We start from the raw sequence: 14,011 nt of genomic DNA on the forward strand, positions 1-14,011 counted from the left end.
TGTCAACCCGCGGTAGCCTAAAGGTTACTTCCCAACGAAGAAGTGCCGGCCTCGTCTCCCGGCTTTCTCAACCCTTTTATCCACGAACGAGCATCTATCGCATATGACTGAGACCGAGCAGGACGACGACTCAGCCGGCAGAGCCCAACCTGACGAGGAGGGTGAGCCGACCGACGAGCAGATCGCGGCCCTCCGCGAGGAGCAACTCGAAACCGTCCGGGAGGCCGACGCCGAAGCGCTCGCGGACGAACTTGCGGCCCACCGGCTCAAGATCGAGCGCCTGGAGTCCGAACTCGCCGATCTCGAAGAGACGGTTGAGGGGAAAGACGAAGAGATCGAGGACCTGACGAGCCGACTCAAACGCAAGCAGGCCGACTTCCAGAACTACAAAAAGCGGATGAAACAGAAGCGAGAAGACGAGAAACAGCGCGCGACCGAGGATCTCGTCGAGCGGCTACTGGACGTTCGGGACAACCTCCGGCGCGCGCTCGACCAGGACGACGTCGCGGACCTTCGAGATGGCGTCAAGTCGACACTCAGCCAGTTCGAGACTGAACTCGACCGGGAGAACGTCACGTCGATCGAACCCGAACCCGGCGACGAGGTCGATCCCGAGCGCCACGAGGTACTGGTCCGGATGGACAGCCCTCAGCCAGATGGGACGATCGCCGAGGTTCACCGACCCGGCTACGAGATGGCCGGGAAGGTCATCCGGACGGCACAGGTCGCCGTCAGCGACGGGCAGAGCGGCGATGAGACGGTCAGTGAGACCACCGAATCGGACGAGTCCGAGTCAAGCGGGAAGTGAACGCCGTCAGAGACGTGTGGATCGCTACTTCATAATAAAGCCCCCGACTGCGTCCGGCTCCCGATAGCAAAACCGCAGGACGTGAGCCGCCCCCTCTCAGCCCTTTGTTCGCGCTATCTAGTAATGTTTAACCGGCAGAAGCCGGTACGTACGGACAACATGGCGAGCAACAAGATTCTCGGAATCGACCTGGGAACGACCAACTCAGCGTTCGCAGTGATGGAGGGTGGCGACCCGGAGATCATCGTCAACAGCGAAGGCGATCGGACGACGCCCTCGGTCGTGGCGTTCGACGACGGCGAGCAACTCGTCGGCAAGCCGGCGAAGAACCAGGCCGTCAAGAACCCTGATGAGACGATTCAGTCGATCAAGCGTCACATGGGCGAGGAAGACTACACCGTTTCCCTGGACGGTGAGGAGTACACGCCCGAGCAGGTCTCGGCGATGATCCTCCAGAAGATCAAACGCGACGCCGAGGAGTACCTCGGTGACGAGATCGAGAAGGCCGTCATCACCGTCCCGGCGTACTTCAACGACCGCCAGCGCCAGGCCACGAAGGACGCCGGCGAGATCGCCGGCTTCGAAGTCGACCGCATCGTCAACGAGCCGACAGCGGCCTCGATGGCCTACGGGCTCGACGACGAGTCCGACCAGACGGTGCTCGTCTACGACCTGGGTGGCGGGACGTTCGACGTCTCGATTCTCGACCTCGGTGGCGGCGTCTACGAAGTCGTCGCGACCAACGGTGACAACGACCTCGGTGGCGACGACTGGGACCGGGCGATCATCGACTGGCTGGCCGAGGACTTCGCCGAGGAGCACGGCATCGACCTCCGGGAGGACCGCCAGGCCCTCCAGCGGTTGAAGGACGCCGCCGAGGAAGCCAAGGTCGAACTCTCCTCCCGGAAAGAGACCGAGATTAACCTGCCATTTATCACCTCTACTGACGACGGTCCGGTCCACCTGGAGACGGACATCACCCGCGCGAAGTTCGAGAGCCTGACGAGTGACCTGATCGAACGCACCGTCGAGCCGACCGAGCAGGCTCTTGAGGACGCCGACTACTCGAAGTCGGATATCGACGAGGTGCTGCTTGTGGGCGGATCGACCCGCATGCCCCAGGTTCAGGAGAAGGTCGAGGAACTCACCGGCCAGGAACCGAAGAAGAACGTCAACCCCGATGAGGCCGTCGCGCTGGGCGCGGCGATCCAGGGCGGGGTCCTCTCGGGCGACGTCGACGACATCGTCCTGCTCGACGTGACGCCCCTCAGCCTCGGTGTCGAGGTCAAGGGCGGCCTCTTCGAGCGTCTGATCGAGAAGAACACGACGATCCCGACCGAGGAGTCGAAGATCTTCACCACCGCCGCGGCCAACCAGACCTCGGTCCAGATCCGCGTCTTCCAGGGCGAACGCGAGATCGCCGAGGAGAACGAACTGCTTGGAGCCTTCATGCTGCAGGGCATCCCGCCGGCTCCGGCCGGGACGCCCCAGATCGAGGTCACCTTCTCGATCGACGAGAACGGCATCGTCAACGTCTCAGCCGAGGACCAGGGCTCGGGCAACTCCGAGGAGATCACCATCGAGGGTGGCGTCGGCCTGAGCGACGAGGAGATCGAGGAGATGCAGGAGGAAGCCGAGGAACACGCCGAAGAGGACCAGCAGCGCCGCGAGCGCATCGAGGCCCGCAACGAGGCCGAGAGCGCCATCCAGCGCGCCGAGACGCTGCTGGAGGAGAACGAGGATGCTGTCGACGATGACCTCCGTGAGGACATCGAATCCGAGATCGAAGCGGTCCAGGAAACCCTCGACGACGACGATGCGACCAAGGAGGATTACGAGCAAGCGGTCGAGGCGCTCACCGAATCCCTCCAGGAGATCGGCAAACAGATGTACGACCAGGCTGGCGCGGAAGGTGCTGCAGGCGCTGGTGCGGCCGGTGCAGGTGCCGGTGGCATGGGCGGCATGGGCGGCGCTGGTCCCGCAGGCGCGGGTGGCCCCGCCGGTGGGCCGGGCGGCGCTGGCGACGAAGCTGGCGAGGAGTATGTCGACGCCGACTTCGAAGAGGTCCAAGACGAAGACGACGAAGACGAGTAACACGAGTCGAGTCGTCTTCGTCTTGGGCTCGCGAATCTCCGATTCGCGGTGTCTCGAAGTTCGAGCAGAGCGAGGACTTCGATCGACGACGAAGACGAGTAACGACCGAAAAGTCGGTTAGCCGAGACGACAGTTCGGCAACGCTACGAATTGTGACGTGATTTCTCACCGCAAATAGTAACCTCCATACGTTCCGGTCTCGAAAGATTATCCATGACGGATCTCCCGGAAATCGGACTCGGAACCTGGCAGAACGAGGACCCCGACCAGTGTGCCGACAGCGTTGCGACGGCCCTCGAAATGGGGTATCGACATATCGACACGGCGGAGATCTACGGTAACGAGGACGCAGTCGGCGACGGGTTGGCGAAGGCAGACGTTCCTCGGGACGAAATCTTCCTGGCGACGAAAGTCCACGGCGAGTCCACCAGTCTCTCCCATGAAGGCGTGATCGAGACAGTCCACAACAGCCTCGATCGGCTCGGCGTCGAGTCCGTCGATTTACTGTACGTCCACTGGCCGACCGGCGATTATGACCCCGAGGAGACCCTCTCGGCGTTCGAGGAACTCCGCGAGGCGGGCGTCACCGAGCGGATCGGCGTCTCGAACTTCGAGCCATCCACGGTCGAGCGTGCGCTTGCCGTCCTCGATGCGCCGCTGTTCGCCAATCAGGTCGAGATGCATCCGCTACTCCAGCAGGAAGCACTCCTGGCACACGCCGACGAACACGACTATCATCTCGTCGCATACTCGCCACTCTCCCGGGGTGATGTCTTCGATGTTCCGGAGCTTACCGAGATCGCCGAGAAACACGGCGTCAGCGAGGCCCAGGTCAGCCTGGCCTGGGTGCGGGAGAAGGGAGCCTATCCGATCCCGAAAGCGACCAGCGAGGCCCACATCCGGGACAACTTCGAGAGCCTCGAACTGGAACTCGACGACGAAGACATCGCAACGATCGACGATATCGACCGCGAAACGCGCCACATCGACTACCAGGCCGCTCCCTGGCACCAGTAGCGGTCCTGATCGTCTGTGACGCGCGCCGAACAATCCCGAGATTTGGACCGGTTTGGGGGTGGCTCGTATCGTCGTTAGCATATTCATAAACTTAAGGTGACGACCGATCCTAGGACACATATGGATACGAGAAAGGTCCAGCAACTCGGACCCTCGACGCTCGCGATGACGCTGCCGGCGGAGTGGACGACGGAGACAGATGTCGAAAAGGGTGACGAGATCTCCATCCGGATCGGGGACAAGGGGACGTTGACTGTACTGCCCGAGTCCGTCCAGTCAGGCGATACAGAGGCGACGATCTACGTCGCCGATCTCGACGCTGATGCCGTCGAGCGGGCGATCGTCGCCCAGTACGTCCTCGGGCGGCAGGTCATCCACGTCGAAGCCGACGAGGGGGCGACACTCGACAGCGCCCATATCAACGCTGTGTATAACGCCGAAACCCAGTTGATGGGGCTGGGCGTGATCGAAGAGACGCCCGAACGAATCACCGTCCGGTGTTCGGTCGATCCCGGCGACTTCTCGTTGCACAACCTCCTCGAACGGTTAGAGAGCACGGGCAGCACGATGCGAAACGAGGCGATCCGGGCACTCGCCCACGGCAACCCGGATCTGGCTCAACGGGCCCTGAACCGGGAACGACAGGCCAACAAGATCTTCGTGTTGCTCCTCCGGCTCATCTTCACTGCCCACCAGAACCCGAACGTCGCCCGCGGGATCGGTCTCGACGATGCCTTCCCGCTGATCGGCTATCGGTCGGTCGCGAAGAATCTCGAACTCGCCGCCGATAACGCCGAAGACATCGCCGACATCGCACTCGAAGCTGACGGGCACAGCCTCGACGTCGACGCGGGAACGATGGATCGGATTCGCGACATGGTCGAACAGGTCGACAAAATCTCCGAACAAGCGGTCAAGGCCGCCGTTGATCGAGACTATCCCGCTGCCATCGAGGTCCGATCGAAGTTTCGCGAGATCGACGAGATGGGGGCGGATCTCCTCGACGGACTCGAAGAGATGCCCAACGAAAAGCTGCTTGCCGTCCGGGAAGTCCTGGTCGGCCTTCAGGACACGGCGCAGTATTCGGTTCGCAACGCCGAGATCGCGACGAACCTCGCACTCAACGAGGAATCCGAGCACATCACCCTCGAGTGATGGAGCTGAACAGGCGATGAGGACCCGGCCATCGATCACCCTCACGGAAGCAGATTCGGATTCCGCTGGCACTGGTGGTGCATCAGAGTCAAAGGTGGCCTTTGACGTCGGGGACCCCCTCAGGAACATGACTCACTGCGAATGAGGCTCGCTGGCGATTCGATCGGCCCGAGTGCTGGAAACACTTGCAAACACAAACCGGACCCCACCGGTGTCGCCTGGTTCCGCGTGAACCGACCAGCCATGGGATTCGGCCATCGTTCGGACGATAGAGAGCCCAAGACCGGTCCCCTCGTCGCTTGTCGTATACCCGTATTCGAAGATCTTGTCGGTCGCTGATTGATCGATCCCTGGACCGTCATCAGCAACGAAGAACCCGCCGTCGATCGATCCGATCGTGACCGTCACATCGTCGGGCCCGTGTTCGACACTGTTCCGAAAGAGGTTCTCGAGGATGGAGCGAAGTTTGCTCCGGTCTGCCTGTACCGTGGTGTCTTCGGCGACCGTCAACGATGCGGATCTCGTATCGACGGTTTGCCAGGCGTCGCTGGCGACGGCTGCAAGCGAGAGTGACTCGGCGTCCTCGATAGTTTTGCCCTCGCGGGCGATGGTCAGCAGGTCAGAGAGGATATCCTCCATCCGCTCAAGTGAGGCTTGCGTGGTATCGACCGCGTCAAGCACCGTGTGACGGTCCCCGGATTCGATCTCGCTGGGTCCGAGACACGTCCGGATCCGTTCAGTATTGCCGAGAGCCACCTGAATCGGGTTTCGAAGATCGTGAGAGATCGTGCTTGCAACCTGATCGAGGCGTTCGTTCTGGGCCTGGAGTTGACTTCGGGAGCGTTCCAGTTCAGTCACGTCCCGAAGCACCACCGAGTACCAGTTCGCGTGTGCCTGGCTCTGTCCGCCGACCTGTGAGACGTTCACCGAATAATGACGCGTCCTGTCGTTTGTCGTCATCGAAATTTCGGTCGTCGTTTCCGCCTCGTGTTCAGGAAAAACTAATGACTCACCGAGTGCCGGAAAGACGGCGTCGAATGGCTGGCCAACGCCGCTCTCGACGGCCGGAACCAGACGTTTCGCTGCCTGATTATAATCAACCAGGCACCGATCGGCCTCGAGGACAAACACGGGATCCTGCAGCTCCTCGACGACTGCGTTCCGAGCGACTGGCTGGATGTCGAACAGCCGAAATCGGAACAGTGCAAACGTCATGAAGAGACTGAACGGTAACAATCCGTACGTCGAGTGGTTGAGCTGTGTCGCTGGGAAGAGACCGAGTTTCCCGCTGATCGTGAACAGCGGTATCGAGAGCGCACCGAGAACGAGCAACACGAGTGGATACCCGCTGTCTCTGGGTGTAGAGAGGAGATACCGCACCAGTGCAGTCATCCCCGCCCCGCCAAGGACAACTATAACCAGGAGAGCCGAGAGATACACGAGTCCTGGTTCGACGGTCACGTACTGAAACGGCTCAGCGATGACAACCCGCTGTTCGTAGAACAACTCCGAGAAGGGACTGACGAACGATGGGGTCAGGGCGTTGATGATGAGATAGCCCAACCCGGCCCTGGCTAACCAGTGGCGATGAAAGTCGCTGCCCGAATACAGTGACGCGAACACGATCCACGCCATGAACGAACCCATTGCGGTTTTCTCGGCGAACGTCCGGACGATCCACTGTATCTCCGGATCGGCGACGACGAACATCACAAATTGAAATATTGCCCAGACGAATCCGAGAAACAGTGAGAAGGCAAACCACCGCGAACCGCGAACGTCGTCGTGATGCGCGAAAACCCAATATGCCAGCGAGACCTGGACTGGGACCGTGACAACGAGAACGAGGACGTACGTTGCCCAGACCAGCGCCATATCGTCTAGTTGCCAAAGTCCGGTATTAATCGCTGCCCATCTGTTCTCAGAAATGAGAACCAGGTGCGATTGGACGTAGCGGAAACGGCTTGCTACTGGCGGGTCAGTCGTCGGCAGCCGGGGGCGACGCGAGCTCCCGATCGGCCCGTGGCCCCTCAAGGTCGATTCCGGGCAACAGATCACGCAGGTACCGACCGGTGTAGGAGCCCTCCGTCCGTGCCACTGTTTCCGGCGTCCCGGTCGCGACGACCGCCCCGCCGTTCTCGCCACCCTCGGGACCGAGGTCGATGATCCGGTCCGCGTTCTTCACGAGGTCGAGTTCGTGTTCGATCACGACGACCGTGTTCCCGTCGTCCGTGAGTCGGTGGAGTACGTCGATCAACTTGCGCTCGTCCGCTGGGTGGAGTCCGGTCGTCGGTTCGTCGAGGAGATACAGCGTCTCGCCGGAATCCTTCTTGCCGAGTTCCTCGGCGAGTTTCACGCGCTGTGCCTCCCCACCCGACAGCGTCGTCGATGGCTGACCGAGTTTCATGTAGCCCAGCCCGACGTCTCTGAGTAATTCGAGTCGACGACGAATCCCCGGGTGACTCTCGAAGAACTCGTGGGCCTCCGCGACGGTCATCTCCAGGACATCCGCGATCGTCTTGCCCTTGTAGGTGACGTCCAGCGTCTCGGCGTTGTAGCGGTCGCCGCCACACTCCTCGCAGGGCACTTCGACGTTGCTGAGGAAGTTCATGTCGATGGTGACGGTTCCCTGTCCGCCACAGGCCTCACACCGGCCGCCTTTGACGTTGAAGGAAAACCGGCCCTTTTTGTAGCCGCGCTGAGTGGCGAGTTTGGTCTCGGCGAACAGTTCCCGAATGTGATCAAAGACGTCCGTATACGTGGCCGGATTCGATCGCGGGGTGCGTCCGATCGGCGACTGGTCGATCAGCCGGACGGTCTCGATCCCCTCGATGCCCTCGATCGCGTCGTGTTCGCCGGGATTCACGCTCGTGTTGTCGTTCATCTCGCGGGCGAGTCCCTTATAAAGGACATCGTGCATGAGTGTCGACTTCCCCGATCCCGAGACGCCGGTGATCGCCGTGAACGTCCCAAGTGGGATGTCAACGTCGAGGTCCGCCAGGTTGTGCTGGCGCGCACCCTGGATCGTCAGTGTGCCATCGGGGTCACGACGCTCGTCGGGCACCGGGATCGACCGCTCACCGGCCAGATAGTCGCCAGTGATCGACTCCTCGCTGTCCAGCACGTCCTCGACGGGACCGTTGACGACGATTTCGCCGCCGCGATTGCCCGGTCCGGGACCCATGTCGACGATGTTGTCCGCCCGTCGCATCGTTTCGGTGTCGTGCTCGACGACCAGCAGCGTGTTGCCCAGATCGCGCAGTTCTTCCAGCGTGTTCAGCAGGCGGTCGTTGTCCCGCTGGTGAAGCCCGATCGAGGGTTCGTCGAGGACGTACAGCACGCCGACAAGTCCAGACCCGATCTGGGTCGCGAGCCGGATACGTTGGCTCTCGCCGCCGGAAAGCGTCGAGGCTTCCCGATCGAGAGTGAGGTACTCCAGGCCGACCTCCTGCATGAATCCGAGCCGGGCCCGGATCTCCTTTAAGATCTCCGTGGCGATCATGGCGTCTCGCTCGCTCATCCCGTCTTCCATACCCTCGAAGTGTTCGAGGGCGTCGCCGATCGACAGTTCGTTGACGTCGGTGATCGACGTGCCGTCGACGAGCACCGCTCTGGATTCGGCCTTCAGTCGCGTGCCCTCGCAGTTCGGGCACGTCGTCGTGGCCATGAACTCCTCGATGTGCTCGCGGGCACGATCGGAATCAGTCTCGACGTGGCGGCGTTCGAGGTTCGGGATCACGCCCTCGAAGCGCTCGGTCTTCTCGCGGGTGCCGTTCTTGGTCTGCCACTGGAAGTGGACGACGTCGTCGGTCCCATAGAGAAACTGCCGCTGGATCGATTCCGGCAGCTCCTCGAACGGTGTCTCCAGACTGACGCCGAAGTGCTCGGCGACGTTGTCGAGCTGTCGTGAGTAGTACGTCCGGTTGTAGCTCCAGGGTTCGAAAACGTGCTTGAGCGGTTTCGATGGGTCGGTGATAACGAGGTCCTCGCTGACCTCCTTGGTCTCACCCAGCCCTTCACACGCCGGACAAGCACCGTGTGGCGAATTGAACGAGAACGAGCGGGTCTCGGTCTCGCTGATGTCGATCCCACAGTGAGTGCACGCCAGGTCTTCGGAGAACTCGACGACGAGTCGGTCGGCAGCGGTGTCGTGGCTCTCGTCCTCGGCCAGATCGCCCGTGGAACGAGCGGTCGCACCGCCCAGTTCCGCGTCTTCGGGCGGGTCGGGCACGATCACTTTGAGAATCCCGTCGGCCGCCGTCAGCGCCGTCTCGACGGAGTCGGTGATCCGCGAGCGAGCGTCAGGGGCGACCGTCACGCGGTCGACGATCACGTCGATCGTGTGATCGTAGTTCTCGTCGAGATCGGGCCGATCCAGCGTCAGATCGTGTTCCTCGCCGTCGACCTCGACACGGCTGTACCCCTCACCGACGAGGTCGTCGAAGCGATCCTCGAAGGCCCCCTTCTGATCGCGAACGATCGGCGCGGCGATCTTGAGTTTCGTGCCCTCCGGAAGCTCCAGGATCCGTGAAACCATGTTCTCGGCGCTTTGCTCGCCGACCTCGCGCCCACACTCGGGACAGTGTGGTGTGCCGACGCGGGCGTACAGCAGGCGGAGGTAGTCATGGAGTTCCGTGACCGTCCCGACCGTCGAACGGGGGTTGTTGGCGGCGTTCTTCTGGTCGATCGAGATCGCGGGCGAGAGCCCTTCGACCGATTCGACCTGTGGCTTGTCCATCTGCCCGAGGAAGTTCCGCGCGTAGGCCGACAGCGATTCGATGTATCGGCGCTGGCCTTCAGCATAGATCGTCTCGAAAGCGAGAGATGATTTGCCCGATCCCGAGAGACCGGTGACGACCGTCAGTTCCTCGCGTGGAATCGTACAGTCGACGTCCTTGAGGTTGTGCTGTTCGGCCCCGCGGACCTCGATGACGTCCTTGCTCATTCGGTATAGTCCACGGGTTGGACCAGTGAAACCCTGTCGGTACGTGCGACCTTCGCTGAATTGCCACTGGTTGTACCAAATGAATTGGGTACGACCATTATATCAATCCCAGGACAATTCCTTATGTGGCATGACAGACCTAACCACCATTTCGCTGTGGGCAGGCACGGCAGGAATGTTCCTGGGAATGCTGTACTTCATCGCGACAGGATGGAACGTACGGGATTCCCGGCGAAAGAAATTCTACGTCGTGACGACGTTCATCGCGGCGATCGCCTTCGTCAACTACCTGGCGATGGCAACAGGCTTCGGTAAGCTGCCGATCGAAGTCATCGAAAACATCCTCGGCACGGAGTTCGGCAGCGGTGTCCCCGAGGAGATCTACTGGCCGCGATACACCGACTGGATCCTGACGACGCCGCTGTTGTTGTACGACATCGCGTTGCTCGCCGGTGCTGACCGCAACACGATCAGTACACTTGTTGGACTCGACGTGTTGATGATCCTCACCGGCGTCGTCGCGACGCTGACGTTCACCGGCGGGGCCGGGCTGGAAGTCGAGGGCGCTCGCATCCTCTGGTGGGGCGTCTCCACCGGCTTCCTCCTGGTGTTGCTGTACTTCCTGTTCTCGACGCTGACGGCAAAAGCCAACGAGCTGTCGGCTGACACACAGCGTACGTTCAAACTTCTGCGCAACATGATCGCAGTCCTCTGGCTGGTCTACCCGGTCTGGTGGATCATCGGCACCGAAGGACTCGGCGCTATCGGGATCGGCCCGGAGACCGCCGGTTTCGCCGTGCTTGACGTCACCGCGAAGGTGATCTTCGGGATCATCCTGCTGCGAAGCCACGACGTCCTCGACGAGGGCGCTCCGTCGGCAAGCTGAGCTGTACAGTGCCGGAAGTCCAAGTCGAATTTCGAACTTTTTTCAAGGTTGCAGTCGCCGAGAAGTCACGCAACTTCGTCCGCGAGCGATCACTCACTCCGCACGCTCGACGGTCGTGTCGAGTACGTCCGTCACGGTCGAGATCGCGTCGCGTTCCACGACCCAGCCGAGCAGGACCAGCCCCTGAACGAGAAAGGCGTTTGTGACGAGGAAAAACAGCGCCTCCTCGATTGGAAGCCCCAGAATCGCGAACCCCGTTGTTTGGGTCGCCGAGAACGTCCACAAACCGATTTCGATCGCCAGCCGATCGACGACCCAGAGGTAGACGGTCGGAACTGCGAGCGCGATGGCAACGGTTCGACGTCGTCGGAGCAGGACTGGCCAGCCGAACCCCCACTGGAGGGCGAGAACCGGTGCTGCCCACACCAGGATCGCGCCCAGATACGTCCCGGCCGGGATCGAGAGCAGGGCAAGTCCGGCGACACCGATCGCTCCACCGGCAAGAACGCCGACGACCCGCGGTCTCCAGGAGACAGATCCGCTCCCGTCGGGCGTATCGATGAGCGTGGTCCACAAGCCAGTCAGTACCGTCTGGGCGACGATGAACAGCAACTCCTCGTAGGGGACGACACCGAGGCGGCCGACCAGCGTCGAGCCGTAGTCCCAGATGCCAAGTCGGATCAACTGACCGTCCCACGGGAACGTATAGACCAGCGCGACACCCGCGAGCAGGACGGTCCCGGAAACCTGGAACGGCTGAAAGCGCCGGCGTACCCCGAGCAGTATCGTCAGGATCGCGACCGGGACGACCACGAAGACGATCACGAACGGAAGGTAGGCGATCGGTGTCATCGCGAGTGCCCCATCCGATGACCGACGACACCGGTACTTGTCTTCCTGGGGGCAGTAGCCGGTCCTGGAAGGTTCGGGGGCTCGATTCTCATGAGCAGTCTCTCATTGTACGTATGCCAGCCGGCTGAAGTCGATACCTATTCTGTTGGGGTACCGACCGGATCGAACGGCTACCGTGCCATCGATTACCGGTCAGGAGTCGAAAAAAGCCCGGACGAGTTTCTTTTCGGCCGCCCGGAGATGCTGGTAATACGTTGAGGGAACGACTCCCATCGAGTCGGCGAGTTCCTCACCCTCGCTCTCACGTGGCCACTCGAAGAACCCGCTCACGTAGGCTTTTTCGAGGGCAGTCAACTGCCGGTCGGTCAGTTCGGACTCGACAGCACTCCGAAACGCCTGGGGTGTCTCGCCCGGGTCGTCGGATTCAGTGTAGGAGACCAGCGTCGCTGTCTCGTAGGTCGACCGGTGTTCCTCGACGATCGCCCGACCGTTCTGTTCGGTCGCGACTTGAAAGGCGAGTTCGATCCCGTCGTCGTCAACGGAAATGTCCTGGATGTCGCCGCCGTATCCGGACAGGATCCTGACGAAGGGCGTCCCGTCGGTCGTGATTTCGATCACACAATCGTCGTCCGTCCGTGAGAGGACGGTCACGGCAGAAACCCGTTCGTCCCGCTCGGCCGCCTCGCGGAGGCTGGCCTCGTCGTCCGCGTCGATATGGAACAGAAACCGCACCCGCCCGTCGTCGGTCGCCTGCGCACCACGGTACGCGAGGGCACCATCGAGTCGCCCGGCGAGGGTAGCCAAAAGGAGATCCGGCCCGTGCAACGAGACCGTGATTTCGACGGTGGCATCGGTCGTCACGGTCCGCTTGCTCAGGACGGCGTTGACAGCTGACCCGATCGCCCGACCGAGAGCGGCGAGTATCGTCCGTTCGGTTTCGTCGAAGGCGTCCGGATCGCGGTCGTAGACGACGAGGACCCCGTAGGTCGTCTCTCGATAAACCAGCGGGATCACCACTCCAGAACCAGTCAGTCCGTCCCCGTCCGAAACCGTCGATCCGTCCACTCCACCGACGGGGGATTCCAGGTCAGCGTCCTCGAACCGTTGGACCTCCCCCCGGTCCACGGCCGTCGCGACCACGTCGATGGCAGATCCGGCCGCCGCGTCAGTGAGATCGAGCGTGACGGACTCGGTGTCCGTGTGGCTGTCTTCGGTGATCGTGATCGTCTCGGATGGCGGGTCGTACTCCCCGATCCACGCACGATCGAATTCGTCGCCGGCCCCGACCCGTTCGACAGTCATTCTGTCGATATCCGCTCGCGAATCGGCCCTGACCAGAATCTCAGTCACGTCGCCGACGAGCCCCTCGACGCGCTCCAGCAGCCGCCGTAAGGTCTCCCGCTCACGTTTGATCGCCGCCTCCGCCTCCTTGCGCTCGGTGATATCCTGCTGGAACCCCACGAAGTTAGTCACCGTTCCGTCGTCGTCCCGGATCGGCGAAATCTCGAGGTTGTTCCAGAAGGTCGAGCCATCGGCACGGTAGTTCCGCAACTCGACTGCAGCCGCTTGCTCGTCCATCACGGCTTCCCGGAGTTCCAGGGTCGTCTCGGCGTCGGTCCCTTCGCCCTGGAGGAACCGACAGTTGACCCCGATCGCGTCCTCCTTCTCGTAGCCCGTCATCTCCACGAAGGAGTCGTTGACGTAGATCAGCGGCTTGTCGGGTGCCGTCGCGTCCGCGATCGTGATCCCGACTGGGGCTTCATCGAGGGCACGCTCTTTCAGGCGCTGTTGTTCGGTCGCCGTGCGGTCGCTGATCGGCATCCGTACCTGTCGGTCCCTACGATCAGGTTCGGGGACGGCGTCGTCGATGGCTTCGACCACGAGACCGAGGGCGTCATCACTCGTCTGGGGGACATAGGCGGTCGCATCGGCGGCCACTGCCCGACGAGCGATGGCCCCCGTCGAAACGCTCGGGATGACGACGACCGGCAATCCCGGTCGATCCTGACGGATCGCCTCTAAGAGCGCCAGTCCGTCGAATCCCGACTCGGTGTGGTCCACGACAACGCAGTCTGCCTCGTCGGCTTCGACCCGTTCGACTGCCGTACGGAAGTCGGTCGACGATTCGACGACGACGTTGTCCGCCATCTCCCGGAGCCCGTCCGTCGAGACCGGCGACGCCCCTGGATCGTCCCCAACCCGGAGTATTCGCCGACCGTCCCCTGAACTGCTCATGGCCACTGTGTTGGCAGAC

9 protein-coding genes are annotated in these 14,011 nt (G+C 62.0%); 5 read left to right on the forward strand and 4 right to left on the reverse strand.

Features of this window, described 5'->3' with window-relative positions:
• Positions 1-103: 103 nt before the first annotated feature.
• The 4 genes from grpE (at position 104) to HUTA_RS01510 (ending at position 5,074) form a co-directional block, all read left to right on the forward strand.
• On the forward strand, positions 104-808 hold the full coding sequence (gene grpE, locus HUTA_RS01495) for a nucleotide exchange factor GrpE (RefSeq protein WP_012795373.1): 705 nt from the start codon (positions 104-106) through the stop codon (positions 806-808).
• A gap of 159 nt (positions 809-967) precedes the next feature.
• The gene (gene dnaK, locus HUTA_RS01500; RefSeq protein WP_012795374.1) at positions 968-2,902 is read left to right on the forward strand and encodes a molecular chaperone DnaK; all 1,935 of its coding nucleotides are present in this window, start codon (positions 968-970) and stop codon (positions 2,900-2,902) included.
• Between the two features lie 213 nt (positions 2,903-3,115).
• Positions 3,116-3,919: an aldo/keto reductase gene (locus HUTA_RS01505; protein ID WP_012795375.1), complete on the forward strand. Its 804-nt coding sequence runs from the start codon at positions 3,116-3,118 to the stop codon at positions 3,917-3,919.
• A gap of 120 nt (positions 3,920-4,039) precedes the next feature.
• Positions 4,040-5,074 (forward strand): PhoU domain-containing protein, encoded by a 1,035-nt coding sequence (locus tag HUTA_RS01510; protein ID WP_012795376.1) that lies wholly within the window; start codon positions 4,040-4,042, stop codon positions 5,072-5,074.
• A gap of 132 nt (positions 5,075-5,206) precedes the next feature.
• Here HUTA_RS01510 and HUTA_RS01515 read toward each other — a convergent pair whose 3' ends face one another.
• Positions 5,207-6,949 carry a sensor histidine kinase gene (locus HUTA_RS01515; RefSeq protein ID WP_012795377.1) on the reverse strand — a complete coding sequence of 581 codons (1,743 nt, stop codon included), beginning with the start codon at positions 6,947-6,949 and terminating at the stop codon, positions 5,207-5,209.
• 103 nt (positions 6,950-7,052) lie between these two features.
• Positions 7,053-10,019 carry an excinuclease ABC subunit UvrA gene (uvrA, locus tag HUTA_RS01520; protein WP_012795378.1) on the reverse strand — a complete coding sequence of 989 codons (2,967 nt, stop codon included), beginning with the start codon at positions 10,017-10,019 and terminating at the stop codon, positions 7,053-7,055.
• 130 nt (positions 10,020-10,149) lie between these two features.
• Between uvrA and HUTA_RS01525 the strand changes: the two genes are divergently transcribed.
• Positions 10,150-10,905, forward strand: a complete 756-nt coding sequence (locus tag HUTA_RS01525) for a bacteriorhodopsin (RefSeq protein WP_012795379.1) — start codon at positions 10,150-10,152, stop codon at positions 10,903-10,905.
• Between the two features lie 93 nt (positions 10,906-10,998).
• On the opposite strand, the gene HUTA_RS01530 is transcribed toward HUTA_RS01525, so the two are convergent.
• Both HUTA_RS01530 and HUTA_RS01535 read right to left on the reverse strand, forming a co-directional pair.
• Positions 10,999-11,757 (reverse strand): lycopene cyclase domain-containing protein, encoded by a 759-nt coding sequence (locus tag HUTA_RS01530; protein ID WP_012795380.1) that lies wholly within the window; start codon positions 11,755-11,757, stop codon positions 10,999-11,001.
• Positions 11,758-11,949: 192 nt separating this feature from the next.
• On the reverse strand, positions 11,950-13,992 hold the full coding sequence (locus tag HUTA_RS01535; RefSeq protein ID WP_012795381.1) for a bacterio-opsin activator domain-containing protein: 2,043 nt from the start codon (positions 13,990-13,992) through the stop codon (positions 11,950-11,952).
• Positions 13,993-14,011 lie beyond the last annotated feature (19 nt).

The organism is Halorhabdus utahensis DSM 12940 (genome assembly GCF_000023945.1).
GTDB classification, from domain to species: domain Archaea; phylum Halobacteriota; class Halobacteria; order Halobacteriales; family Haloarculaceae; genus Halorhabdus; species Halorhabdus utahensis.

Bases quoted from the DNA above. Each gene is read 5' to 3' on its own strand.
- grpE (WP_012795373.1), top strand. From the start codon at position 104: ATGACTGAGACCGAGCAGGACGACGACTCAGCCGGCAGAGCCCAACCT.
- dnaK (WP_012795374.1), top strand. From the start codon at position 968: ATGGCGAGCAACAAGATTCTCGGAATCGACCTGGGAACGACCAACTCA.
- HUTA_RS01505 (WP_012795375.1), top strand. From the start codon at position 3,116: ATGACGGATCTCCCGGAAATCGGACTCGGAACCTGGCAGAACGAGGAC.
- HUTA_RS01510 (WP_012795376.1), top strand. From the start codon at position 4,040: ATGGATACGAGAAAGGTCCAGCAACTCGGACCCTCGACGCTCGCGATG.
- HUTA_RS01515 (WP_012795377.1), bottom strand. From the start codon at position 6,949: ATGGCGCTGGTCTGGGCAACGTACGTCCTCGTTCTCGTTGTCACGGTC.
- uvrA (WP_012795378.1), bottom strand. From the start codon at position 10,019: ATGAGCAAGGACGTCATCGAGGTCCGCGGGGCCGAACAGCACAACCTC.
- HUTA_RS01525 (WP_012795379.1), top strand. From the start codon at position 10,150: ATGACAGACCTAACCACCATTTCGCTGTGGGCAGGCACGGCAGGAATG.
- HUTA_RS01530 (WP_012795380.1), bottom strand. From the start codon at position 11,757: ATGACACCGATCGCCTACCTTCCGTTCGTGATCGTCTTCGTGGTCGTC.
- HUTA_RS01535 (WP_012795381.1), bottom strand. From the start codon at position 13,992: ATGAGCAGTTCAGGGGACGGTCGGCGAATACTCCGGGTTGGGGACGAT.